Source organism: Cloacibacterium rupense, from assembly GCF_014645495.1.
In the GTDB taxonomy this organism is placed as follows: Bacteria; Bacteroidota; Bacteroidia; order Flavobacteriales; family Weeksellaceae; genus Cloacibacterium; species Cloacibacterium rupense.
In genome coordinates this window covers 468,624-492,727 of sequence record NZ_BMLV01000002.1, presented here as the reverse complement: position 1 = coordinate 492,727, position 24,104 = coordinate 468,624, and the positions used below count along the sequence as shown (strand labels likewise).

The 24,104-nt window shown below is 31.8% G+C and carries 25 protein-coding genes; 16 read left to right on the top strand and 9 right to left on the bottom strand.

All coding sequences use genetic code 11. The annotated features are described in order from the left end of the window. Positions 1-56: 56 nt before the first annotated feature. From IEW40_RS06250 to IEW40_RS06205, 10 genes are all read left to right on the top strand, one after another. Positions 57-962 carry an AraC family transcriptional regulator gene (locus IEW40_RS06250; RefSeq protein ID WP_188617215.1) on the top strand — a complete coding sequence of 302 codons (906 nt, stop codon included), beginning with the start codon at positions 57-59 and terminating at the stop codon, positions 960-962. A 206-nt stretch (positions 963-1,168) separates the two neighbouring features. Further along, positions 1,169-3,382, top strand: a complete 2,214-nt coding sequence (locus IEW40_RS06245; protein ID WP_188617214.1) for a TonB-dependent receptor — start codon at positions 1,169-1,171, stop codon at positions 3,380-3,382. A gap of 183 nt (positions 3,383-3,565) precedes the next feature. Then, on the top strand, positions 3,566-4,222 hold the full coding sequence (locus IEW40_RS06240; protein ID WP_188617213.1) for a hypothetical protein: 657 nt from the start codon (positions 3,566-3,568) through the stop codon (positions 4,220-4,222). 263 nt (positions 4,223-4,485) lie between these two features. After that, a complete protein-coding gene (locus tag IEW40_RS06235) occupies positions 4,486-4,773 on the top strand; it encodes a 2TM domain-containing protein (RefSeq protein WP_188617212.1) in 288 nt (95 codons plus the stop codon). 17 nt (positions 4,774-4,790) lie between these two features. Beyond that, positions 4,791-6,137, top strand: a complete 1,347-nt coding sequence (locus IEW40_RS06230) for a 2TM domain-containing protein (RefSeq protein WP_188617211.1) — start codon at positions 4,791-4,793, stop codon at positions 6,135-6,137. Beyond that, positions 6,128-6,439 (top strand): 2TM domain-containing protein, encoded by a 312-nt coding sequence (locus IEW40_RS06225; protein ID WP_188617210.1) that lies wholly within the window; start codon positions 6,128-6,130, stop codon positions 6,437-6,439. Before IEW40_RS06230 ends, IEW40_RS06225 begins: the two co-directional genes overlap by 10 nt. Before the next feature lie 2 nt (positions 6,440-6,441). After that, on the top strand, positions 6,442-6,738 hold the full coding sequence (locus IEW40_RS06220) for a 2TM domain-containing protein (protein WP_188617209.1): 297 nt from the start codon (positions 6,442-6,444) through the stop codon (positions 6,736-6,738). Beyond that, complete coding sequence (locus tag IEW40_RS06215; protein WP_188617208.1) at positions 6,725-7,015, top strand: 2TM domain-containing protein; 291 nt, start codon at positions 6,725-6,727, stop codon at positions 7,013-7,015. The genes IEW40_RS06220 and IEW40_RS06215 overlap by 14 nt, the downstream gene beginning before the upstream one ends. Positions 7,016-7,090: 75 nt before the next feature. After that, complete coding sequence (locus tag IEW40_RS06210) at positions 7,091-7,834, top strand: LytR/AlgR family response regulator transcription factor (RefSeq protein WP_188617207.1); 744 nt, start codon at positions 7,091-7,093, stop codon at positions 7,832-7,834. Between the two features lie 7 nt (positions 7,835-7,841). Continuing rightward, the gene (locus tag IEW40_RS06205) at positions 7,842-8,156 is read left to right on the top strand and encodes a hypothetical protein (RefSeq protein WP_188617206.1); all 315 of its coding nucleotides are present in this window, start codon (positions 7,842-7,844) and stop codon (positions 8,154-8,156) included. Between the two features lie 2 nt (positions 8,157-8,158). On the opposite strand, the gene IEW40_RS06200 is transcribed toward IEW40_RS06205, so the two are convergent. Further along, the gene (locus IEW40_RS06200) at positions 8,159-9,388 is read right to left on the bottom strand and encodes a DUF6051 family protein (protein ID WP_188617205.1); all 1,230 of its coding nucleotides are present in this window, start codon (positions 9,386-9,388) and stop codon (positions 8,159-8,161) included. A gap of 134 nt (positions 9,389-9,522) precedes the next feature. After that, the gene (mnmA, locus tag IEW40_RS06195) at positions 9,523-10,710 is read right to left on the bottom strand and encodes a tRNA 2-thiouridine(34) synthase MnmA (RefSeq protein WP_188617204.1); all 1,188 of its coding nucleotides are present in this window, start codon (positions 10,708-10,710) and stop codon (positions 9,523-9,525) included. 343 nt (positions 10,711-11,053) lie between these two features. Between mnmA and IEW40_RS06190 the strand changes: the two genes are divergently transcribed. The 3 genes from IEW40_RS06190 (at position 11,054) to IEW40_RS06180 (ending at position 13,573) form a co-directional block, all read left to right on the top strand. Further along, positions 11,054-11,584 (top strand): hypothetical protein, encoded by a 531-nt coding sequence (locus IEW40_RS06190; RefSeq protein ID WP_188617203.1) that lies wholly within the window; start codon positions 11,054-11,056, stop codon positions 11,582-11,584. A gap of 197 nt (positions 11,585-11,781) precedes the next feature. Beyond that, positions 11,782-12,432: a hypothetical protein gene (locus tag IEW40_RS06185; RefSeq protein ID WP_188617202.1), complete on the top strand. Its 651-nt coding sequence runs from the start codon at positions 11,782-11,784 to the stop codon at positions 12,430-12,432. 52 nt (positions 12,433-12,484) lie between these two features. Continuing rightward, positions 12,485-13,573: an ImmA/IrrE family metallo-endopeptidase gene (locus IEW40_RS06180; protein WP_188617201.1), complete on the top strand. Its 1,089-nt coding sequence runs from the start codon at positions 12,485-12,487 to the stop codon at positions 13,571-13,573. A 39-nt stretch (positions 13,574-13,612) separates the two neighbouring features. On the opposite strand, the gene IEW40_RS06175 is transcribed toward IEW40_RS06180, so the two are convergent. Further along, on the bottom strand, positions 13,613-16,129 hold the full coding sequence (locus tag IEW40_RS06175) for an ATP-dependent Clp protease ATP-binding subunit (protein ID WP_188617200.1): 2,517 nt from the start codon (positions 16,127-16,129) through the stop codon (positions 13,613-13,615). Positions 16,130-16,276: 147 nt separating this feature from the next. On the opposite strand from IEW40_RS06175, the gene IEW40_RS06170 reads away from it, so the two are divergent. Together IEW40_RS06170 and IEW40_RS06165 are read left to right on the top strand one after the other, a co-directional pair. Next, a complete protein-coding gene (locus IEW40_RS06170) occupies positions 16,277-16,495 on the top strand; it encodes a uroporphyrinogen decarboxylase (protein WP_188617199.1) in 219 nt (72 codons plus the stop codon). A gap of 2 nt (positions 16,496-16,497) precedes the next feature. Continuing rightward, positions 16,498-17,436 carry a glycosyltransferase family 2 protein gene (locus IEW40_RS06165; RefSeq protein WP_188617198.1) on the top strand — a complete coding sequence of 313 codons (939 nt, stop codon included), beginning with the start codon at positions 16,498-16,500 and terminating at the stop codon, positions 17,434-17,436. On the opposite strand, the gene IEW40_RS06160 is transcribed toward IEW40_RS06165, so the two are convergent. Next, complete coding sequence (locus tag IEW40_RS06160) at positions 17,420-18,529, bottom strand: glycosyltransferase (protein WP_188617197.1); 1,110 nt, start codon at positions 18,527-18,529, stop codon at positions 17,420-17,422. The two genes, IEW40_RS06165 and IEW40_RS06160, sit on opposite strands and share 17 nt — an antisense overlap. Before the next feature lies 1 nt (position 18,530). On the opposite strand from IEW40_RS06160, the gene IEW40_RS06155 reads away from it, so the two are divergent. Continuing rightward, positions 18,531-19,427 (top strand): glycosyltransferase family 2 protein, encoded by an 897-nt coding sequence (locus tag IEW40_RS06155; protein WP_188617196.1) that lies wholly within the window; start codon positions 18,531-18,533, stop codon positions 19,425-19,427. On the opposite strand, the gene IEW40_RS06150 is transcribed toward IEW40_RS06155, so the two are convergent. From IEW40_RS06150 to IEW40_RS06130, 5 genes are all read right to left on the bottom strand, one after another. Then, a complete protein-coding gene (locus tag IEW40_RS06150) occupies positions 19,415-19,807 on the bottom strand; it encodes a sugar 3,4-ketoisomerase (RefSeq protein ID WP_188617195.1) in 393 nt (130 codons plus the stop codon). The genes IEW40_RS06155 and IEW40_RS06150 overlap by 13 nt on opposite strands. Next, the gene (locus IEW40_RS06145; protein WP_188617194.1) at positions 19,804-20,454 is read right to left on the bottom strand and encodes an acyltransferase; all 651 of its coding nucleotides are present in this window, start codon (positions 20,452-20,454) and stop codon (positions 19,804-19,806) included. The genes IEW40_RS06150 and IEW40_RS06145 overlap by 4 nt, the downstream gene beginning before the upstream one ends. 83 nt (positions 20,455-20,537) lie before the next feature. Next, on the bottom strand, positions 20,538-21,971 hold the full coding sequence (locus tag IEW40_RS06140; RefSeq protein ID WP_188617193.1) for an oligosaccharide flippase family protein: 1,434 nt from the start codon (positions 21,969-21,971) through the stop codon (positions 20,538-20,540). A 2-nt stretch (positions 21,972-21,973) separates the two neighbouring features. Continuing rightward, positions 21,974-23,074, bottom strand: coding sequence for a DegT/DnrJ/EryC1/StrS family aminotransferase (locus tag IEW40_RS06135; RefSeq protein WP_188617192.1), 1,101 nt, complete (start codon positions 23,072-23,074; stop codon positions 21,974-21,976). A gap of 40 nt (positions 23,075-23,114) precedes the next feature. Next, positions 23,115-24,095 (bottom strand): GNAT family N-acetyltransferase, encoded by a 981-nt coding sequence (locus IEW40_RS06130; RefSeq protein WP_188617191.1) that lies wholly within the window; start codon positions 24,093-24,095, stop codon positions 23,115-23,117. Between the last annotated feature and the right edge of the window lie 9 nt (positions 24,096-24,104).

Here is a 24,104-nt window from a genome sequence, read left to right as displayed (position 1 = left end):
CAAGATTAGACCATTTTTGAAGAGAAAGAACTTATATATTTGTAAAAAACAAAAAATTGACTTCCGAAGAACACATCAAAAGAATTAGAAAAGTACTCAATTTCATTGAAGAGAATTTGGACAATGAACTTTCGCTTGAAAATTTAGCAGAAACAGGCAACTATTCTCCGTTTCATTTTCACAGAATTTTCCGAGGAATTATTGGTGAAACCTTGCAAGAATACATCACCAGAAACAGGATGGAAAAATCTGCAATGTTGCTTTCTCATCAAAAAAATAAATCTTTAGAAGAAATTTTCTCGGAAGTTGGCTTCAAAAGCAATTCTACTTTCAGCAAAACTTTCAAGAAATATTTTGGCATTTCTCCGACGGATTTTAGGAAAAAATCTCCTGAATATTTCAGCAAGATTTTACCAATGAATAGCAATATCGGACAAAAAGAAGTTGTTTTTCAGCAATATCTTTACAACATCAATCAAATGAAAAATTTTATGGAAACCAACGCAAAAATTGAAGTAAAAGAATTGCCCGAAATGAATCTCGCATCTGTTTTAAGTATAGGTGTCCAAAATATTGATAATGCTTACAATAAGTTGATTTCTTGGGGAATTTCTAAAAATCTTTTCCCGAGAGAAAACGTGAAAATGATTTCTGTTTATCACGATAGTTTCAAAGTTACGGCACCAGATAAAGTGAGAATTCACGCTTGTATGCTACTTGATGAACCTATAAAAACCGATGGCGAAATTTTCCCTGAAACGTTACCAAAAGGGAGACATATTGTAGGAAGTTACTTTATTGGCATTCACGAATTTGAAAAAGCGTGGCAAAGTCTTTTCCTTTGGATGAATGAAAACGGTTATCAATATAAAAGAACTTTTCCTTTTGAAATTTATCACAATAATTTTAAAGAACATCCAGAGAAAAAATGTAGGGTAGATTTTTGCATTCCTATAATTTAGTCTTTTGAAATCCCAATTTCTAAATTGAATTAAATTTGTTAGAAGGGTTCCCCTCTTTCAGAGGGGTGGCTGAGCGAAGCGAAGTCGGGGTGTCAAAGAAAAATTAAAAAAATTACAGTTCAGTAGATTATTCTTACCATTCGGTGAAACTTATTTCATTTCAAAATGAAGCTAAAATACCTTTGCTCCATCAAAAACAAACAATTATGCAAACTCGTATTTTAACTTTTGCTTTTACTTTTATCTTATCGCTAACTTTATTCTCACAAATCACCATTTCTGGAAAGGTTTTAGGAAGAAATAGCAAACCCCTAAAAGACGTTTCAGTTTCCCTGAAAGACACTTATGATGGCGCTACAACAGATGAAGCTGGGAATTACAAATTTGAAACTACAGAAAAAGGAAATCTAACGCTGGTTTTCTCTCATCCCAAATTTATAGAAATTGAAAAACCTTTAAATATTGAAGACAAAAGCATTGCTTTAAACGTTCAACTAAAAGAATCGGTGAACGAAATAGACGCGGTAGTTATTTCCGCAGGAAGTATGGAAGCAAGTGATAAAAAACGCGCTTCAGCACTTTTTACACCAATGGATGTTCTTACTACCGCTGGTTCTAATGCACAAATCACCTCATTTTTAGAAACACAACCGGGCGTTCAAAAAGTAGGAGAATCTGAAGGTCTTTTCGTGAGAGGAGGAACAGGCTCTGAAACTAAGTTTTTTATGGACGGAAATTTGGTGAATAATTATTTTGGCAATTCTGTTCCAGGAATTAAAGCAATGGATAGGCTGAACACTACCCTTTTTAAAGGAAATGTTTTCTCAAGCGGTGGTTATTCTGCTTTGTACGGACAAGCATTGTCAGGAATTTTGGCTTTAGAAAGTATAGATTTGCCAGAAAGAAATTCTGCAGATTTCGGGATTTCTCCCATTTTTGCAAGTGGCACCATTCAGCAAGTGAATAAAGAGCGTACACATTCTTTTGGTGCTTCTTTAGGATATTCTAACTTAGAATTGATGCAAAAAATTCTTAATTTTAATACAGATTTCGAAAAAGCTCCACAAAGTTTTGGAGGTAACGGAAATTTTAGAATTAAAACAAAAGGCGGCGGTTTTATCAAATATTATGGTAGTTATGATGGCAGTTCTATGAAATTAGCTTTCCCTAGTTTAGAAGGTAATTCTGATACTGACAAAATCAACCAAAAAGGTAAAAATACTTTTCATTCACTTTCTTACAGAGAAAAATATGGTAAATACACTTTGAGTTTAGGTAGTTCATATACTTTTAACCAAAACATTTTAAACTTTAAAAATGAAAAAAACGGCTCGGAAGTATTCGGTTATGACTTAGATTCTAAAGGAAATTATTTCAACGCAAAAGCCGTAATCGAAAGAAAATTATATAAAATTTCTAACATAAAAGCAGGTGTAGAATTTAATGACTCTCAAGAGAAAACTTGGGTCTCTATTGCTAATGAAAATTATATTTTCAAAGATAAAATCACTTCATTGTTTGCAGAAACCAATTTAGGAATTAGCAATAATTTATCTGTTCAAGTAGGAGCAAGAGCAGAACATTCAGACGCCATCAAACAATGGAATTTTTCTCCAAGATTTGCCTTAGGTTACAGAATTTCAAAGGACTGGACAAGCTCATTAGCTTATGGAATTTTTTATCAAAATCCAGAAAGCAGATATTTTGATGCCAATTATAACCCGAATTATCAGAGAGCTGACCATTATATTTTTCAAGTTCAAAGAAACGTAGATGGAAGAAGCTTAAGATTGGAAACTTTTTACAAAAAATATGAAGATTTACTAAAAACTTCTACCAATCTTTACAGACCTGTTGCCATCAATAACAACGGAAGCGGTTATGCAAAAGGGGTGGAACTTTTCTGGAGAGACAAAAAAACTTTGAAAAATATTGACTATTGGATTTCTTACTCTTACCTAGATTCTAAAAGAGAATATCTGAACTACAATCAAGCGTTATTCCCAAATTTTGCTGCAAAACACACCGTTTCTGTTGTAGCTAAAAAATTTATCACCGAATGGAAAACTGGGTTTAACCTTTCTTACAACTACAATTCTGGAAGACCTTACTACAATTTTGTAGAAGAAAACGGAAATACAGTTCTTAAAAACCAAGGAAAAGTAAAAGACTACAACGTATTGAATTTCAGTGTAAATTACGTGCCTAGTATTGGTAAAAAAGACGCAAAATCTTTCTCAGTTTTTGTTCTGGCAATCAACAATGTTTTAGGAGCTAAAAACATATTTGGTTATAATTTTTCTAGTGACGGAATGCGTTCTTCTGCTATAAAACCACCAGTAGACACCTTTGTTTTTGTAGGTTGGTTTATCAGTTTCGGAACTGATAAAACACAAGAAGCGATTAATAATAATTTATAAATAGCCTGTAAATATTCTCCTTCTGTAGAAGGGGTGGCAAAATTTTCCAAGAAGAAAATTTTGACGGGGTAGTAAAAACCATTCAGTTAAGAAAAACAACCATTCGGTGAACTAAAATTTTAAAAACACAACTATCAATATATCTTTGAACCATAAAATTTAAACAATTAAAAAACAGTTAATATGAAAACGTTACAAAAAACCATTTTAGCCCTTGCAATCACATTTACAACAACTTACAGCTTCGCTCAAACTGCTTACGAAAAAGCGATGCTTCCAAAAGTTCAAATGATTGAAATGCCTAAAGCTAATCCTGATGATTACACTGCTCAAGCCAATGATTTTGCAAGAATTGGAGACAAAGAAAAAACACTTTGGCAACCGTATTATTATGCCGCTCTTTCTATCATCAAAAAAGGAAGAGAGCTGATGCAGAAAAATCAAGTCGCTCAATTAGATGATGTAGCAAAAGAAGCTCAAAATTATATTGACAAAGCTGAAGCGCTTTCGCCAAATAACGCAGAAATTTTTCTTTTGAAAAAAATGAACCACGGATTGAAAATGATGGTAAATCCTATGGAAAGATGGCAAACCGAAGGCCAAGCCGCACAACAAGCATTAGCTAAAGCTAAAGAATTGGATCCTGAAAATCCTAGAATTTCCATTCTAGAAGCCGAAGATTTATATTACACTCCTGAGCAATTCGGGGGAAGTAAATCTAAAGGTATTGAACTTTTCAAGAAAGCTTTGGAACAATTCAAAACTTACAAAATAAAATCTTCTGTTGATCCAAATTGGGGACAAGGCGAAGCGAATTATTTTATCTCTCAGGCTAAATAAACTATCAATTAGATTTTTTCAAAACCCTTTTTACGTTCCAAACGCAAAAAGGGTTTTTTGTTTTTTTATTTTTTTGACACCCCGACTTCGCTTCGCTCAGCCACCCTTCTGAAAGAGGGGAACCCTTGAAAATACCGTTCAGTACAAAAAAATTACCGTTCAGTAACATATAATTTGAAAACATCCTCTCCTACAATACCTTTACATCAAGAAATTAAAACATCTACACAATCACAAAATATTAATTTTAAAAACTTAAAAAAATGGAAACTTACAACACAACCAACAGCAAATTAGAAATGGCCAAAAGAAAAGTAAAAAGAATTAAAGGTTTTTACATTCACGCGATTGTTTATATTTGTGTAAACCTAATGATTATAGTTTCAAACAGTGTGATCGCCAACAAAGGTTTTGCTAATACAGATGGTTATATGACGGCCCTTTTCTGGGGATTCGGTTTATTGGCACACGCCATGTCTGTTTTTGCACCAGATTTTATCCTAGGTAACAACTGGGAAGAAAGAAAAATTAAAGAATATATGAACAAATAATTAGTAAATTTTTAGAAATGTTCTCCATAGAAAATTTTAGAAAAAGCCTTAAAACGTTACTTTGGATAAGTTTCGGAGGAAGCATCTTGTTTTTCCTCTTGACCTCACCCGAAAAATCATTAGAAAACTACATCTATACTTTCCTTATTTCAGTAATGTACACTTTTGGATACGGGATTGGTAATGGTTTTCTAAATGATTATCTTGACAAAAAATTTTCTTGGTCAGAAGAAACTAATAAAAGAACAATCTTTGCCATCCTTGGCACATTAATTTTAAATATTTCTTTAACATACCTTCTCAATTACATCAATTTTGTACTAATTCAAGGTTTAAATCCCGCAGAATTTTTCAGTTCAAAATGGAATTTTACCAATTGGTTTTTTATCAATTTTGCATTACTTATCTCGGCATTTCTTCACGCTAAAGGTTTTATGCAGGCTATGAAACAAAATGCTAAAAAAGAAGTAGTCGAACAAAAACTCATCGCTAAATCTGCCAATGCACAATTTGAAAGTCTTAAAAATCAATTAGACCCGCATTTTTTATTCAATTCTCTGAATGTTTTAGATTCTCTGATTGAAGAAAACCCAAAGCAAGCACAACAGTTTACGAACTCAATGTCAAAGATTTACAGATATGTTCTCGAACAAAAAGACAAAGAATTGGTTTCGGTAGAAGAAGAAATAGATTTTGCAAAGACCTATTGCGAATTGTTGAAAACCCGATTCGAAGATGCGGTAACTTTTGAATTCATTATTTCAGACGAAGACAAAAAAGGGTTTGTAGTGCCACTTTCTTTGCAGCTTTTGCTTGAAAATTCTATCAAACATAATTTTGCAACTTCCTCTAAACCTTTGAACATCAAAATCTTTGCAGAAAACGGAAACCTTATCATTGAAAACAATTTGCAAACCAGAGAATTGCCTAATAAATCTACCGGAGTAGGTTTGGCCAACATTGTTTCGAGATATAATTTATTAACCAACAGAAATGTTTTTGTGGAAAAATCAGAAGATTTTTTCCGAGTAAAACTCCCTATTTTAAAAGAAAAAATAAAAGCTATGAACACATACTCTCCTTCAGAAGAACAAATGGCTTACGAAAAAGCAGCCAAAAGAGTAGAAGAACTGAAAGGTTTCTATGGAAATCTTATCTCATATTGTATTTTTATCCCATTTTTATTCATCATCAATTGGAAAACTTCTCCTGGCTATTATTGGGCATTTTGGCCAATGCTAGGTTGGGGAATTGGTGTGGTAGCACACGCTTTTCAAGTCTTCGGAATTGGCAAAGATTGGGAAGAAAGACAAATTAGAAAATACCTAGAAAAAGAAGAAAAAGACGCTAATAAATGGAAATAGCTATGGAAAATCAAGAAAATTCTAACAAAAATATTGCTTACAAAAAAGCAGAAAAGAGAGTAAAAGAAATCAAAACGTATTATTATATGGTTCTAGGATTTCTAATCATAGGTTACTTAATTGTAAGAAAAAATTACAACGGAAACATCTTTGATATTTCAAGAAATTATGCGGTTTGGATGGTTGTTTCTTGGGCCATTTTTCTTTTTGGTTATGGCATTTACCTTTTTGTGCCTTATTTCCATAATTGGGAAGAAAGAAAAACAAAACAATTAATGGATAAACAACTCAAAAATAAATAATGATGGAAAATCGAGAACTTGACAAAATAAAATATGAAGCAGCCAGAGAACACGTAGCAAAAATCAGAAAATTCGGAGTTAATGTATTGGTTTTCTGCATTGTATTTATATTTTTCAATAGAGAAAACATATTTCAGTTGAATGAATTTAATTTCGGATTCGGGAGAGTTTCTATTATTTTCTGGATTTGGGGGATTATCTTGGCAGTAAAAGCTGTGAAACTTTTTGTTTTTGATTACGATTGGGAAAGAAAAATGATTGAAAGAAACCTTAAAAACAACTCAAATGGAAAATTATAACAAAGAAAATATCAAATATTTACAAGCTAAAAAGCGCATCAAGCAAATCAAAGGATTTTATATACACGCCTTGGTTTTTGTATTGGTAAATATTCTTCTCGTTTTCGTTAACCACCAAAAAACAGGTAATTTTGAATTCAAAAATTTCTGGGGAACTTTCTTTTGGGGAATAGGTTTAGCTTCCCACGGTTTATCTGTATTTTTGCCTAACTTTTTCCTCGGAAAAAACTGGGAAGAAAAGAAAATCCGAGAATTAATGGATAAAGATAAGAGGTGATGGCGTTGTTTATTTAACAATTAACTTTTTTAAACCAATTCAAACCACATCAAACCAATTCAAACTTTTTGAAAAATGATTAGAACAATTATCATAGAAGACGAAAAACCAGCTGCTAGAAAACTCGAAAGATTACTGAGCAATTTTACTGATTTACAATTGGTTGCAACTATTCATTCTGTAGAAGAAGCGGTAGATTGGTTCAGTAAAAATGAACACCCAAAATTGATATTTTCAGACATTGTTTTAGGCGATGGTTTGTCTTTTGATATTTTTGAAAAAATCCCTACCAAAAGCTTCATCATTTACACTACAGCTTTTGATCAATACACGTTGAAAGCCTTCAAACTCAATTCTATTGATTACTTATTGAAGCCAATTTCCGAAGAAGATTTAGCCAAAGCAATTGAAAAATTCAAAAGTTTTTTACCTTCCGAAGAAACGCACAACGCTTTGGAAATGAAATCTTTAATCAAAGAAGACCAACCGAAATTGTCTAGAATTTTAGTGAAAATCGGGTACAATTTAAAGGTGATAAAAACCGAAGAAATTTGTTGTTTTTATTCTGAAAATAAAATTGTTTACGCCCAAACTTTAGAACGAAGTTTCCCTACAGATTTTACATTAGATGAACTGGAAGAAGTGTTAGATGAAAAGACGTTTTTCCGAGTGAATAGACAGTTTATCATCAGTTCAGATTGTATAAAAAACATCCACACTTCACCGTATTATAAAGTAGAATTACAAGCACAACCTTCCGAGGAAATTACGGTAAGTAGAGAACGCGTGAAAGATTTTAAAGATTGGTTGGTAAAATAATTGAAATATGAAAAAATTGACTGCTTTTGTTGTTCTATTCTTAATGAGTTGCCATCCAAAAACCTTTGTTTTAGAAGAAAAAAATGATGACAAATTTTTCCTCAACCAAGAAGTAAAAAGAGGCTATTCAGATGGAATTTTATCTAAAAATCCCCTTATCATTATTAATGGTGAAGTTTTTAAATATGATGAAAATCTAGACACTATAAAAATTCCTTTAAAAAAATCTAGAATAGAATCTGTAAATCTTTTGAATGAAAATGGCGCAAAAACAATTTACGGCGTAGAAAAACGTGGCGCGGTTATTATTAATGCTTTTTAATATCAACAATTATAAAACTCACTTGCAGAATTGATAAAATGCTGAAAAGCTTCCGTAACTTCTTTCTGAATTTTATTGGTTAAAGGAAACGGAACCATGTGCGAATATTCATACGGAAAATCCTGAATTTCTACCTCAGTTTTTATATTTCTGTAACCGCCTTGCAAAGTATTGAGCGCTTCTATGGGTGGTGCAACTTCATCTTTTTCAAGGACATAGAGTTTGATTTGATGATGCAGTTTTCTAATTCTTTCTTCTCTTTCTTTTTGGAAATAATTGTACCTCAACATCATTTTGAACCAACTTTCCTGAGGGTGTAATTTTTCGTCCTGAAAATGACCTAATCTTTCATCAGACTGGAAATCAGAACTTAACAATTCCGCAAAAACGGTTTGCATTTTTATGGCAGCTCTTGCGTCCATAATGTATTTAGAAATTGGGAACATTCTGTCAATCGTCATTCCGCCACAAAAACAGAATAATTTTGAATTTTCAAAAATTCCTTCGGGGTCTGCCATTTTTAGAATCATTGACAAAAACGAACCAATAGAATAGCCAAACAAATCTATAGAAGTTTCAGTTGAAATACTTTTAATTTGTTGATTCCTAATATCTTTCACCACTTGTATTACATCTGAATATGTCTGAAAACCAGACCAAAAAATTCTTTGAGGATGAGATTCTAAACGAGAACTTATCGCCGCATTTACAAAAGAACAATTAGTATTTTCGGGATAATTTTTCTTTCTGAATTGTGCTATTTCTACCATCGCATGTCTATCGCTCCAGATTTCTTCGGCTCTGTTCATGTGAAATGCAATCGGGAAAAGAATAATGGCTTTCTTAGTTTTTTGAGCCAATTCATAAGCCCAAGGCAAATATTTATCCCACTTTTTTTCATTCAATCCATGGAAAAAAATAAGCGTTCCTTCTGCAACTTCTACATCTGCTCTTTTGAGAATATAATAGTCAAAATGCTTATTTCTTTCGATGTCAAAATCTTTTACATCGACACTTGAAAAACCGTAAAGTGTTTGATTTTCATTACTTTCCTTAAAATGTGTTTGGTGTTTTTCGCAAGAAGTGGAAGAAAAAGAACCATTGAGTAAATCTGCTTTTTTAGAATGAAAATGAATGGTTTCTATCGTTACATTGAGGTCTTCAATGGTCTTAAAATTTCCTTCTTTTTCGAAGTTTTCTTTTAAAATTTCATAGAGTTCATTGTAATTCATAAGCATCATTTTAATTATAACTTCAAAATAAAAGTATTTATTGCTTCAAAGCCCTTATTTATAAGGTTTTTCTTATTCTAAACATAAAAAAAGCAGCCTGAAATAGACTGCTCTTTGTATATATTTTTAATTTTTTACGAAATCACCCCACTTCCTAGCAATTCTTCGCCTACATACCAAGCTGCGAACTGTCCTTCCGCTATAGCAGATTGTGGATTTTCGAATTCTATGAAAAATCCTTCTTCAAACTGATAAAGCATGGCTTTTTCTAACGGTTGACGGTAACGTATTCTCGCCAAAACTTCCATAGATTCTCCGTTTTTAAGACGTAAATCTTCACGAACCCAATGCAATTCTGAATTATCTATTTTCAAAGCTTTTCTATACAATCCTGGGAAATTTCTTCCTTCTCCTACATAAACCAAATTATTTTCCATATCTCTGGAAATGAGGAAACAAGATTCTTTGTGACCGCCAATTCCTAAGCCTTTGCTTTGCCCGATTGTATAGAATTGTGCCCCCTGATGTTTGCCAATTACTTTTCCGTCTGATTTTTTGTAATGAATTTTTGCTGAGAGATATTCTAGTTCTTCTAATTTTGAAGAAAATTCAGGTTTTTCTTTGTGATATTCAGCAAAATCACTGAAAATTTCTACAATTTCACCTTCTTTGGCTTTTAATTGTTGCTGAAGAAAAGTCGGCAAACTAACTTTCCCTATGAAACACAAACCTTGAGAATCTTTTTTATCGGCAGTTGCCAATTCCATTTCTCTGGCAATTTCTCTTACTTCTGGTTTGGTGAGTTCACCAATCGGGAAAAGCGCTTTAGAAAGCTGTTTTTGACTTAATTGACACAAAAAATAACTTTGGTCTTTGTTGTTATCTTTACCAGCCAAAAGTTGATACACTTCTTCCCCATTTTCATTGGTAAAAGAATCTAATCTTGCATAATGTCCCGTTGCTACTTTATCTGCACCAAGTGAAAGCGCAGTTTCTAGAAAAACATCAAATTTCACTTCTCGGTTACAAAGAACATCAGGATTGGGTGTTCTACCCTTTTCATATTCGGCAAACATATAATCTACAATGCGCTCTTTGTAGAGTTCGCTCATATCAATCACTTGGAAAGGAATTCCGAGTTTTTTTGCCACTAAAAGGGCGTCATTGCTGTCTTCTATCCAAGGACATTCGTCTTCCAAAGTTACGGAAGCATCATTCCAATTTCGCATAAAAAGCCCGATAACTTCGTGACCTTGTTTTTGTAATAAATAGGCAGCTACACTAGAATCTACACCGCCAGAAAGTCCTACTACTATTTTCATTTTTTTCAATTTTACGAGACTCTTCACGGGAGCCCTTAGTTTTGATGCTGCAAAATTACAACAATAATTTCATAAATTTTTAGAAGCAAGATATTTAGAAATTCTATCACACGCAGTCCCGCTGTACGCACTCGCTTTTTTAAAATTTTCTCCCAACCACAACCCCTTTCTGCGTTTTGAACGCAAAAAGGGGTTCTCCTTACAAAGAAAATTTTAAAAAGAGCTCAGACAATGCTTCCATCGGGGCTATAAAATAAGTTTCTTTTCAGTTTTCACTTTCTCCACATTGGTATTTTTTATACATTTACCTATAAATTAATCATCAAAAAAACATAAAAAACAAATGAAAAAAATTATTCTTTCCTTGCTCATAGCCTCATCCATCAGTCTCTCTGCGCAGATTGGTGGTTCTACACAAATTGGCAATTCTAAATGGACTTTCGGAGGAAGTGCCGGTATTTCTGGTGGTTTCGGTAGTAATTCTGGCTTCGGACTTTCTATTTCACCTAGAGTTGGTTATAAGGTTACAGAAAATTTAGAAGCAGGTATTTTAGCTGGTTTTAACTTCCTCAATACAGATTACTACTCTTCTACTTTATTTGGAATTGGCCCTTTTGCTAATTACTATTTTGGGAGAAATTTCTATCTAAGCGGGCAATTTCAGGAATTCATCATCAACCAAAAAGATAAAACTACAGGACAAAGATACGGTTTTGATGAAGCTGCACTCTTTTTAGGCGGCGGTTATATGACCAGAGTTGGCAACCGTGCTTATATGCAATTAGGCGTAATGTATAATGTACTTTGGAAAGAAAATAATAGTATTTTCAGTAGTGGGTTTGTGCCACAAGTTGGGTTTGTTTTTGGGTTGTAAAAATGAATAAAAAACATAATTCTGTTATTGTGGATAAATATTTTTAGAATATTTATCCACATTTTGTTTAATATTAAAATATTTTATTACTTTTGTATAGTGCATAATTTATATGCAAGAAAAAAGCACCTTGTTCGCGCAAGATGCTTTAAGTTCTTTGACTTTTTTGATTTCTCCATTAAATACTTTACACTTTAATGAAAAATATTAATTTTTATTTTCTTGGTAAAACTAATACTTTTACCGGATATCTTGCAAATTTTAGACCAAATATTTGCAAAGAAATTTTAGAAACTGCTTATCAAGCAGTAACAGAAGGTAATGCTAAAGTTTTAGGTTTGGTGAAAACCGAACCTAATCTCTTTAGTAAAAAAACGCTGCAATCAATGCTTCTAAACAATGCAATTATTGACATTTTTAAAGCTAGGATTTTAGCCAATGAGAAGACTAGACATAGAGTCAAGTTTTTCGAAACTTATAGAATGACTTATGCTTTAGTTGACAATAGTTTCTTTTTATGTTTCAAAGCTTTAGGTAAGGAAAACACCGTTGAAGGCATGAAAACAAAAAGATTCGAAGATGTTTTACAAGGCTTGCCTTTTACAATGTCTAAAAAAATGAGTGCAGAAATTTCAAAATTAAATCTTAAAACCTCTCCGCCAATACTTTTTGTTGGTTTTAAGAAAACTACTGATTTTATAGATTTTGTAAATCTGCAATATTATCATGGAGGAGGTATCGCTTTAGAATATGGAATTAGAGAGGTTTCTAAAGTAAATACTGAAAACATTATAAAATCAAAAAATAAACAAAACGGTGAATCTGATTCAGATTCAGCAATAGCTTAGTTCTAACCCGAAGAAATCAAAAAGTCAAAGTTCTTTTTAAAAAATATATAAAATGGAAACAAATGCTTACAATGGATTTTCCATTAAAATTGTTAGAGATTTTTATGGATTAAATCAATCGCAGTTTGCAAAGTTACTTGGTGTATCTCAACCTGTTATTAGTAAGTTAGAGAAAGGAGATAAAAACCTTGAAGAAAATCAAATTGAAAAATTTAAAGAATATTTTGAACCCAGTTTCTTTAAAAGAAATGTAGAAAATGTAAATCAAAAACTATTTTACAGAAAATTATCCTCAATAACCAAAACAAAGCTTGCTCTTTTTGAATCAAGACTCAACTTGTTACACAACACTATTTCTGAAGCTTTAGAAATTATAGATTTAGACGCTGATGGTCTTCCTAAAATTAATACTGACGATTTTATTAAAGAGAAAGACAATGAGTTTAAAATTGATTTTGAATATTTAGCTACAGAAATCAGATTAAAATTCGGAATTGGTAGAGGGCCAATCAACAATATTGTTGATTTATTAGAAAGTAAAGGTATAATAATTCATTTTTTTGATTATGATTTTATTTCTTCTGATAATAATAAGTTTGATGGAGTTAGCTTTTATGTGAAAGGAATTCCCGTTATTTTAGTAAATGATAAAATACCTAATTCTAGAAAAGTTTTCACAATAGCTCACGAACTCGGACATCTCCTATTACACTTTGAAGATTTAATTTCAATTGACAGAGATATCGAAGCGGAAGCAAATAACTTTGCTGCTTCTTTTTTAGCTCCAGAAAAAGATATAAAATCTTCTTTGAGACAACTAACACTTGAGAAACTAAAATCTTTGAAATTAGAATGGAATATGTCAATTTCATCATTAGTATATCGTGCATATTCATTAGGCACAATATCACAACAAACACTTCGCTTTTGGATGATGAAATTAGCACCAATAAGAAAACAAGAACCTTTAGAGTTTGAGATTGCAAAACCCACACTTTTAAATAAAATGTTTAAACTTTTAGAATCTGAAACAGAAAACGGATTTTACAAACAATTAGGTTTTACAGAAAAGTTAAGAGAAGAACTTTTTGGTAAAGAAAATGTACCATTAAGAACCAAATTAAAAATTGTTCTTAATTAACTAAAAAACCTCCGAAAAAATTTTCGGAGGTTTCTATTTTTAAGCTTTTTCTTTAGATTTCATAGAGGTTTCACCTTCTAGAGCATCTTTGGCTTCGTTTAGTTTCAGAATTACTTCTTCGCCTTCGGTAAACTGTTTGTTTACCAACATTTCTGCCAAAAGGTCTTCTATATATTTTTGGATAGCTCTTTTCAGTGGTCTAGCTCCGAAATCTTTGTCCCAACCTTTTTCTGCAATGAAATCTTTGGCTTCATCAGTTAACTGAACTTTGTAGTTTAGTTTTTCTAAACGTTTGTACAGTTTGTTTAATTCTAAATCTATAATTTTCTTAATATCATCTTTTTCAAGTGCATTAAAGATAATGATGTCGTCTATTCTATTTAAGAATTCTGGTGAAAACGCTTTTTTGAGGGCGCTTTCTATGGTTGCTCTTGCTCTGGCATCTGTATTAGACTTTTTGGCAGAAGTACCAAATCCTACTCCATCACCGAAATCTTTCAAGTCTCTAGTTCCGATATTAGAAGTTAAAATGATAATGGTGTTTCTAAAATCTACTTTTCTGCCCAAAGAATCGGTTACGTGACCTTCGTCTAGAATTTGTAACAAAATATTGAAAACATCTGGGTGAGCTTTTTCTATCTCGTCTAGAAGAATTACAGCGTATGGTTTTCTTCTCACAGCTTCGGTTAATTGCCCGCCTTCTTCGTAACCTACGTATCCTGGAGGCGCACCAACCAATCTAGAAACCGCAAATTTTTCCATGTATTCACTCATGTCAATTCTGATCAAAGAATCATCAGAATCGAATAATTCACGAGCCATTACTTTAGCCAATTCAGTTTTACCAACACCTGTAGTTCCTAAGAAAATAAAAGTTCCAATTGGTCTGTTTGGGTCTTTAAGACCTGCTCTGTTTCTTTGGATGGCTTTTACCACTTTTTTCACCGCATCTGTTTGGCCGATTACTTTTCCGTTGAGCAAATTATCCATATTGGCCAATTTGTCCATTTCGTTTTTCCCCACTTTGGTTACTGGAACTCCAGACATCATAGAAACCACCTCAGCTACATTTTCTTCGGTTACTTGTTCCTTTTTCTCTTTCACTTCTTTGTCCCATTTTTCTTGGGCTACAGAAAGTTCCATTTGTAACTGCTCTTCTTCGTCTTTTAATCTTCTGGCTTCTAAATAATCTTGAGCTTTTACTGCTTTTTGTTTCAGTTCCTTAATTTCCTCAATTTTAGCTTCGTGCTCAATAATTTCGGTAGGCACTTTCATATTTTTGATATACACTCTAGAGCCAGCTTCGTCCATAGCATCAATGGCTTTGTCTGGTAAAAATCGGTCTGTAATGTATCTAGAAGTAAGGTTTACACAGGCTGCAATGGCTTCGTCTGTATAGGTTACATTATGATGGTCTTCGTATTTGTCTTTAATTTGATTCAAAATCAAGATGGTTTCTTCGATAGAAGTAGGCTCTACCATTACTTTTTGGAAACGTCTTTCTAAAGCGCCATCTTTTTCTATGTATTGACGGTATTCGTCTAAAGTTGTAGCACCAATGCATTGAATTTCTCCTCTTGCCAAAGCAGGTTTAAACATATTAGAAGCGTCTAAACTTCCTGTAGAACTTCCTGCGCCAACAATCGTGTGAAGTTCATCTATGAAAAGAATGACATCTCTATTTTTCTCTAGTTCTGTCATGATGGCTTTCATTCTTTCTTCGAACTGACCTCTGTATTTGGTTCCAGCAACTAAACTTGCTAAATCAAGTGTAATTACACGTTTCCCATAAAGAACTCTAGATACTTTTTTCTGATGAATTCTAAGGGCCAAGCCTTCAGCAATCGCAGATTTACCTACGCCTGGTTCACCAATTAATAACGGGTTGTTTTTCTTACGTCTAGATAGAATCTGAGAAACTCTCTCTATTTCTTTTTCTCTACCGATTACAGGGTCTAGTTTTCCTTCTGAAGCAAGAGCTGTAAGGTCTCTACCGAAATTATCTAGCGTAGGTGTTTTGCTTTTTCCTGCTCCTATATTTCCGGTAGGCTTTTTCATTTGGCCGTACTCTTCTCTCTCTTCGTCGTCATCATACGCAGAACTTTTTGGGAGCTGCCCAGAATTTTTGAGCATGGCTTGATATTCTTTAGCAACACTTTCATAATCAACATCATAAGAACCTAAAATACTAGTTGCAGGGTCTTCAATTTTATAAAGAATTCCAAGTAAAAGGTGTACGGTATTAATTTCTGAAGATTTATACTGTCTGCTTTCTAAGTCGGCTCTTTTTAGGGCGTAGTCTGCCAGTTTGGTCAATGAAATACTATCCTTTTCTTCTGCAAAAGGATTGGTATTGACATTCATGCTTTCTATCTTTCTTTTAATCTGAGTAAGGTCAGCGTTTAAGTTTTCTAAAATTTCTTTGGCAGAATTATCCGTATTAATAATTCCTAGCAAGAAATGTTCTGTAGAAAGAAACTCGCTTTGTAGTCTTTTTGCCTCAGTTTTACTTTGTTTGAAGACTTTGTTTAGGCCTTCTGAGAATTTATTTTCCATAGCAATTTCCTCAATTTAATGTTTTGAAAATAAGTACAAAAACTTATTTACAAATCAAAGTTACAAATACTTTACCAAACTATTATTATGACTTAATGACATTATTTTATAAAAATAAGAGTAAATTTGTCGTCCAAATTTTTATATATGAGCGAAAATTGGTCAGAATATGTAGGTTATCTAGCCTCGATTTTTGTAATTCTTAGTTTTATGCTAAAGGATTTAAAAAAAATAAGAATTGTAAACTTAGTAGGATGCATTGCTTTTGTTGTTTATGGCGTTTTCAGTGGGATGCTTTGGCCGGTAATTATCCCAAATGCTATTTTAAGTGTAATACAAGTTTATCACTTGATTAAAAAAGACTAAGATTGGCTTACTTCAGTATCATTATTCCGTTGTACAATAAAGAGGTTTTTATAGAAAAGACTCTTCAAAGTGTTTTGAATCAAACATTTAATGATTATGAAATTATAATCGTGAATGATGGTTCTAATGATGCTAGTCTAGAAAAAATTAAAAGATTTACCGATAGTAGAATAAAAATTTTCCATCAAAATAACCAAGGCGTTTCTATTGCTAGAAACAAAGGTATGGAAATGGCTGAGGGAGAATACTTTTGTTTTTTAGATGCAGATGATGAATGGACAAATGATTATCTTGAAAATCTTTTTTTTACGATTAAAAAGTTTCCTGATGCGGGTATGTATTGCAGTAGATACAAAACTAAAATAGCTGATGGTAAATATTCTTACTGTAAATTTATAGATATTTCTGAGGAATATGAGGGTTATGTAAAAGATTTTTTTGGGAGTAGCATAAAGAGCCGAATAGGCAATTCATCTGCCAACACTATTCATCATACGGTTATTAAAAATATCGGTTTTTTTGATAATACATTGTATAATGGAGAAGATATTGATTATTGGATAAGAATAGCATTAAAGCACAATGTAGTAATTTGCAAAAACACTACTGTTATTTATAATTTTCTTCAAACAAACAAAAGTCTTTCTAGAATCAAAATCAATGAAAAAAAACTTCCAACTTTTGATCAATTTTTAGAAGACGAAAAAAATAATCCTAGCTTAAAAAAATTCCTCGATGTATACAGAATTGAATATGCGCTGCATTTTCATACATTTGGAAATAAAGAGAAAAAAAAATTCTATTTAAAAGAAGTAGAAAGAGAAAATATTGAACCAAAAGTGAAATTACTTTTGTCTATGCCTGCATTTATTTTGCGATATGCTCTTTATGGCAAAAGATACCTGAAAAAATTTGGCATTGATTTTAATATTTATCATTAATTATTTCTTTATTCAAAAACTTTTCCCATTCATATTTTATCTGATGGATAGAAAATTTTTCAACAGATTTTACTGCATTTGATTTTAATTTTTGATATAGTTCTGGCTCGCTAATCATACGATTCATTGCTTCTATAAATGCTATCTTGTTTTGATTATCTACCAAAAGTCCATTAATTTCATTTTTAATAATTTCATTTGGCCCGGTTTCGCAGTCAAAAGAGACTACTGGGGTTCCTAGCATCAAAGATTCTATTAGAACGGTTGGCAAGCCTTCGTACTTGCTTGTTAATGTTGTAAAAAAAGCATTTTTAAGATAATGATATGGATTTTCTAAAAACCCTTTAAATATCACTTGATTCGAAACATTAAGTTGTTTTGCCAATAATTCCATCTCTGTTTGTTTTTCTCCCGAACCTATAATTATTAACTTATAATCATTATTAGGCAGTTTGCTTTTGGCGAAACATTCTAAAAGCACATCTACTTGCTTAGTATTCCCGAAATCCATTCTGGATATTGTTACAATATACTTCTGAACTTCTGGTTTTATTTCTGGTTTTGAAAATGATATTGGATTATATATTGTTTTTATTTTTTGCGAAGGAAAATTAATTTTCACTTTAGATTCAATCTCTTTAGAAACTGATAAAAAAAGTCTTTTCCTGAAAATAAGATTTATTAATTTTCTATTCAAAGAAGAAAAATAATGCAATAATACTGAGCTATGGATATAATTCACCACCTTTTGTTTGCTGTAAATATAATATTGCCAAAAAAACTCTGAACTAGGGCTTAGTCTATACCTATGGTCAATAATTAGGTTGTAATTATTATTTTTTAGGTTCTTTCTTAACAATTCATATTTTCTAATTTTTTCTAATATGGATTTGTTTTTAATGTCGTAAACAAAAATGGTTCCTGCAAACGGGTAGTGAATTTCAGCCTCTAAAATATGAAGGTCCACTTCTATATTCATTTCATTAAACATAATAGATGAATTGGCGATTACTCTCTCTAGTCCACCAGAAGATAATGAATAACTTATAAGTGCTATTTTGATTTTGTTTTCCTTATCTTTGCTTTTCATCATAATGAATACCGAAAATTCACCCTTAGTAACTGTTATTTGTAATTGCTACAATCATGAGCTTTATGTTTGGGAAGCTCTAGAATCTGTAGTGAAACAATCTTACACAAATATAGAACTTATTGTGATTAATAATGGCAGTAGCGATTATTCTTTTGATGTAATACAAAATTTTTTTTTACAATACCCCGAAACAGTTTTTATAAATCTGCCAACCACAATAAGTCATAACAAAGCTTTTAATTTGGCTTTCAAAAAATCTAAAGGTAATTTTTTAATTGACCTTTCTGCTGACGATAGACTACTACCAGATTGTATTGAAAAACAAGTCAATTTCTTCTTAAGCCAAGATGAAAATGTGGGATTAATTTTTGGCAACGCAAATAATATTGACGCCAATGGAAAATTTATCAATCATTACTTTGCGGTAAACGATGATGGAAACGTTTTAGACCAAAATTTATTCACAACCACCTATGAAAGTTTGCTAAGTGGTGGATTATGCATGTGTTCTGTATCTGCAATGATGAGACGTAAACACTTTGAACTTTTAAACGGATATAATGAAAGTCTTGTTTTTGAAGATTTAGATTATTGGCTTCGTCTTTCATATCGTCATAGAATTGCTTTTCTAGATGAATTTTTAATGGAAAAAAGAAATTTAGACAATTCTCTAGGCAATCAATTTCATCAAAAAAATAATTTTGCAAAAAAAATTAATCTCTCTCTGATGGTGATATACACAGAAGCCATAAAAAGGAATAATTCTAAAGAAAATAAAGCTCTTTTAAAAAGAATACATTACAGTATAGAACAATGCTATCTAAACAACAATTGGGTAGATTTTTTCAAGTTTTTTCTATTAGAGCTAAAATGCAGAGCATCTATTTACTTTAAATAGTTCAAAAAGTCTTCAAAATCTCTGATGTAGTCATCCTCATCAAACTCACCCGAAGAAACAACCAAACAAACCGCTCCAGAAGAGAAGTTTCTAAGTTCTCGCCATGTTTTTTGGGCTACATAAAGCCCCTGATTTGGTTTATTCAGAGTATATGATTCCTCGTGTTCTCCATTATTCAAAATGACATCAAAACTTCCTGATACAGAAACAATAAATTCTTCTTGTTCCTTATGAGCATGCCCTCCCCTTTCTGCTCCGCTAGGCACATCATAGAGATAGTAAACTCTTTTGATAGAAAAGGGAATGTTATTTTTTTCAATCACAGAGAGATTTCCCCTTGTGTCTTCAATTTTTGGAAGATTTATTATTTTGGAATTCATTGTATTTTCAAGTAATGCTCTAAAGATTGTTTCTCCCCCTCCCAATCTCTTTTGAGGTTTTGTTTAAGTAATTTAGCTGGCACTCCTCCTATAAGAATGTTTTCTCCAAACTCAGAAAAATTTTTATTAATCAACGAACAAGATGCTACGGTGCAAAAATCTGGTGTTTTGGTTTTTCCCATTATTGTTACTCTTGTGGCTATAAAATTATAATTTCCTAAGCAAATTTCAAAAGATTTTGGATGAATTTCTCCTGTTGCGGTGTTTTTCATCGCATGAAAATTAGAATCAGTAATAAAGGTCTCTGATCCCATTCTACAAAATCTGCCGAGAGAAATCTTTTGTGTGCATATTAATGAACTATCACCTCCTATTGAAGCCATATCACCCAACGTGAAAATCGCGTTTTCTCCTACAAATACCCTACAATCTGTTCCAAACTGTGCTCTTCCTTGAAATCTTAGTTCACCTGCGATTCGAAACTCCGAAATACCTTTCTCTTTTTCAAATATTTGATATTTCTGTCCTATTCCTATCCTTCCAAAAAAAGATTCTCCTTCTAAAACAATTTTACCTTCTAAATTTTTGAAAGAACATTTGCCAAAAACTATAATTGGTAATTTCTTTGCTTGGTCTAAAGAAAGCATTTTAAAATTAATGTATATTGTTTTTATCCAATTTATTTTAATATATAGCTTAATTTTACTTTTTAATTGAAAATATTTTTTTTTCATTTTATCCATTTAAAAATTAAATTCATCTGTTTTAATGACCAAATAGATGAAAAAACTAAAATAGTTGATAGTATGGCTTTTTTGAGTATTGAGTCTAACGCAACATAATTAATCACTATGCTTATTAAGAGTATTAATGAACAATAAAAGTACAATTTTAGTTGTTTTTTCTCTACAATTACGTTCAATTTTTTATTGGTCAACCAATAATTCCACAACAGATGTAGTAAGAAGTAAACGTTAGAAGCTACAGCAAGACCAATAAGACCTTTTATATAGAATCCTAAAATATGTATTACTATAAAAAGAACATTGAAAAGTAGTGCGTTGCTAATAATCATTTTTCTGCTTCCTTTTGCAAGAATAATAAAACCTAATGACCAAGAAAATAACTTGAAAAACACTCCTAAAACGGCAATCTGTACGTATAAAGCTGTTTCTAAAAAATCTTTGCTAAATAAAATTTCAATGACAATTTCTGAGAAAATTAATAAAAAAAGTAAGATAGGTAGTAGCAAAACAATGCCAATAAAAATCTGAAAATTGACCTCTTCGTTCATGGCCTTGATATCTTCCTTATTCTTAGAGACTCTTGGGAAATAATCTACACTCATTGCTGTAAAAATAATAGAGACATAGGTATTTAGAATGGTATAGCCAGAAAAATAATTTCCCAATATTATCATCCCTCCGTAATAAGTTATAAAAACTTGGAGTAAATAGCTTGATAAAAGCGTTAAATTACCACTTAGATTAAAAAAAAATCCATCCCCTAGAATCTCTTTGGATTCGTTAACAAAATCTTTCTCACTTATTTTTGCATTCTCAAATTTTAATTTTTTGAAGAAAACATAAAAAACGATTAACTCTACAAGCCCAACTACCATGATATTATAGATAATACCATCTATTCTATAATAATAATATAAAGGTAATGTAAATAAAATCCCAATTAAATTAGCAACGATATTAGCATTAGCCAGATGTTTTAGATTTACTCTACTTTGAATTATACTAGAATAAATGCTAGAAATCTGCTTTAGAAACAGAGAAACAGATAATAATTGAAACGCCCAGGTGTAATCTGTAGTTTTAAAGGTATTTTCCGATAAAATTCTTGCAAAAATTAAACAAATTAAGCCTCCAACTAGCCCAAGAACAATTGATAAAATTTCAACTACCCTTATATTCTTAGATAGTGTGTTGCCAGACTTACCTGAAAGATGTTTAATCGTACTTGTTGGTAATCCTAAATTTAAAATTCCTACCAAAAGGTTAAATGTTGTAACGATAAGCCCTAAAAAACCAACCCCTTGTGTTCCTAACCAAACAGCGGCTAACTTAGACCTAATAATCCCTATAGCTAAATTCAAGAATTGTAATCCACCAAAAACTGTTATGCTTTTTAATATTTTATCCTTCTGAATCACAGCTATTTATAATTATTTATTACATTAATTATAAAACTTATTTCATCTTCTGTTAGCATCTGGTGGCAGGGCAAACTTATAATTTCTCTGTGTATTTGCTCTGAAACAGGAAAACTCAGTTGCGAAAACTCTTTCATACAATCTTGCTTATGTGGCGGAATTGGGTAATGTATCATGGTATATATTTGATTTTGGTGAAGATAATCCTGAAAATGATTTCGGTCTTTTTCTCTCACCCCAAAAATATGAAACACATGATTCTCAGTCTTATCCCATAACGGAATTTCCACATTTTTATTCTTTATTTCATTGATATATCTTTCTGCGATTGCTCTTCTTTTTTGGTTGTCTTGGTCTAGGTTTTTTAATTTTTCGGTAAGGATACTCGCCTGAATTTCATCAAGTCTAGAATTTACTCCTTTGTAAATATTTTTGTATTTCTCTTCCGAACCATAATTTCTAAGGGCTTTTATACAATTGGCTAACTTATCGTTATTGGTAGTTACTGCTCCTCCATCTCCTAGACATCCTAAATTTTTCCCGGGGTAAAAACTAAAACCAGCAGCGTGACCAATTGCGCCAGCTCTTTTCAAGCCTTCTTTTGCTCCATGTGCTTGTGCTGCGTCTTCTATCATCAGTAGCCCATGCTCATCACAAAAACTTCTTATCTCTTGACCTTCAGTTATTTGACCATAAAGATGTACCGATAAAATTCCTTTAGTTTTAGGTTCTACTGCTTTTTTTACAGCATGAATGTCCAGATTATAATTTTCTAAATTTACATCTACCAATTTCGGTGTTAATCCGGCCTCTATAACTGCAAGAATGCTTGCAATGTAAGAATTTGCGGGTACTAATATTTGGTCTCCTTTCTCTAGTTTGCCTAATTCTATATAGGCTTTAAATATCAAAACCAATGCATCTAATCCATTCCCTACCCCTATAGCATGTTTCACGCCGCAATAAGAGGCATATTCTCTTTCGAAATTTTCAACTTCTTTGCCCAAAATATACCATCCGCTAGAAAGTAAACTTCTTGTTTTTTCTAGAATGATTTCTTCGTAGGGTTCATTCAACTTTTTTAGGTCTAGATATTTTATCATTACTTAAGGGAACTTTGTAGAAAGAAAAAATATTTCTTCTTTACAAAAACATTTCTTCTATTAAACTAAAATTTTTGGTCGATATTTTATAAAAATCTTGAGATATTCCTCTAGCTCCGAAACCTTCTTTCCAAAAAAGCAGTCCCATATTGGTTTTTCTGCCATTTTCTTCGTTTGAAATACCAAAATCAAAATAATCAAAATCTTTGAATTCTTCTTTAATCAATTTGTAATGAAGAAAATCCAAAACCTTCTTGTTCTTAAATTCAGATTTTACGGAAATATACTGAGAATGAATGACTTTTTTGTTTACAAAAACCACCGTGCCACCAAGCAATTGGTTTGCCAAAAAAACTCCATAAAAGAAAATATTTCCTTCAAAATTGGCTTTTAGTCTCAAAATTTCTTCTAATTGATGTACTGGTTTTGCTTGGTGTCTTTTTTCTAATTCAGGCGTTAGAATTTCTTCCCAAAACTCTTTCCATTGCTCAGATTTTTGATAATAATAGCCCTGATTTTCACACCATTTTGCATTTCTAATTACAGAATCAGAGATTTTAAATTCCTCCCTCAGATTCACTACTGCACATAAATCTCTTCTATAAAGTTCAGATTCAGTAACAAATGCTAAATATTTCCACTCATCACTTGGGTAAGAATGATAAAAATAAGGCACTTCTTTCCAATGCAAAAAAAGAATTCCTTGATGAAATAAAAATTTTAAAATTTCAGAAAAAACATCAAAAAAAACAGTTGCTCTCAGGTCTTTTTTCGTTATAATACCACCATAGGTTAATCCAAGATGAGAATATACTTCATTACCTATTTTATGAGCAGGCAATATGGCAATAAGTTCATTTTTTTCATCAAAAGCCATCAATGAAAAATCTTGAAACTTTTCTTGATGATACTCCATAAAACGTCTATCAAAAAGAAATGTACTGTTTTTAGCTTCAGAAACCATTTGATTCCAAGCTTCAAAATCAGTTTCATTATAATTTCGAATTGTAATTTTATTCATTATTGATAA

Coding starts and splice junctions, on each gene's coding strand:
- IEW40_RS06245 (WP_188617214.1), top strand. CDS start 1,169: ATGCAAACTCGTATTTTAACTTTTGCTTTTACTTTTATCTTATCGCTA.
- IEW40_RS06240 (WP_188617213.1), top strand. CDS start 3,566: ATGAAAACGTTACAAAAAACCATTTTAGCCCTTGCAATCACATTTACA.
- IEW40_RS06235 (WP_188617212.1), top strand. CDS start 4,486: ATGGAAACTTACAACACAACCAACAGCAAATTAGAAATGGCCAAAAGA.
- IEW40_RS06230 (WP_188617211.1), top strand. CDS start 4,791: ATGTTCTCCATAGAAAATTTTAGAAAAAGCCTTAAAACGTTACTTTGG.
- IEW40_RS06225 (WP_188617210.1), top strand. CDS start 6,128: ATGGAAATAGCTATGGAAAATCAAGAAAATTCTAACAAAAATATTGCT.
- IEW40_RS06220 (WP_188617209.1), top strand. CDS start 6,442: ATGGAAAATCGAGAACTTGACAAAATAAAATATGAAGCAGCCAGAGAA.
- IEW40_RS06215 (WP_188617208.1), top strand. CDS start 6,725: ATGGAAAATTATAACAAAGAAAATATCAAATATTTACAAGCTAAAAAG.
- IEW40_RS06210 (WP_188617207.1), top strand. CDS start 7,091: ATGATTAGAACAATTATCATAGAAGACGAAAAACCAGCTGCTAGAAAA.
- IEW40_RS06205 (WP_188617206.1), top strand. CDS start 7,842: ATGAAAAAATTGACTGCTTTTGTTGTTCTATTCTTAATGAGTTGCCAT.
- IEW40_RS06200 (WP_188617205.1), bottom strand. CDS start 9,388: ATGAATTACAATGAACTCTATGAAATTTTAAAAGAAAACTTCGAAAAA.
- mnmA (WP_188617204.1), bottom strand. CDS start 10,710: ATGAAAATAGTAGTAGGACTTTCTGGCGGTGTAGATTCTAGTGTAGCT.
- IEW40_RS06190 (WP_188617203.1), top strand. CDS start 11,054: ATGAAAAAAATTATTCTTTCCTTGCTCATAGCCTCATCCATCAGTCTC.
- IEW40_RS06185 (WP_188617202.1), top strand. CDS start 11,782: ATGAAAAATATTAATTTTTATTTTCTTGGTAAAACTAATACTTTTACC.
- IEW40_RS06180 (WP_188617201.1), top strand. CDS start 12,485: ATGGAAACAAATGCTTACAATGGATTTTCCATTAAAATTGTTAGAGAT.
- IEW40_RS06175 (WP_188617200.1), bottom strand. CDS start 16,129: ATGGAAAATAAATTCTCAGAAGGCCTAAACAAAGTCTTCAAACAAAGT.
- IEW40_RS06170 (WP_188617199.1), top strand. CDS start 16,277: ATGAGCGAAAATTGGTCAGAATATGTAGGTTATCTAGCCTCGATTTTT.
- IEW40_RS06160 (WP_188617197.1), bottom strand. CDS start 18,529: ATGATGAAAAGCAAAGATAAGGAAAACAAAATCAAAATAGCACTTATA.
- IEW40_RS06155 (WP_188617196.1), top strand. CDS start 18,531: ATGAATACCGAAAATTCACCCTTAGTAACTGTTATTTGTAATTGCTAC.
- IEW40_RS06150 (WP_188617195.1), bottom strand. CDS start 19,807: ATGAATTCCAAAATAATAAATCTTCCAAAAATTGAAGACACAAGGGGA.
- IEW40_RS06145 (WP_188617194.1), bottom strand. CDS start 20,454: ATGCTTTCTTTAGACCAAGCAAAGAAATTACCAATTATAGTTTTTGGC.
- IEW40_RS06135 (WP_188617192.1), bottom strand. CDS start 23,074: ATGATAAAATATCTAGACCTAAAAAAGTTGAATGAACCCTACGAAGAA.
- IEW40_RS06130 (WP_188617191.1), bottom strand. CDS start 24,095: ATGAATAAAATTACAATTCGAAATTATAATGAAACTGATTTTGAAGCT.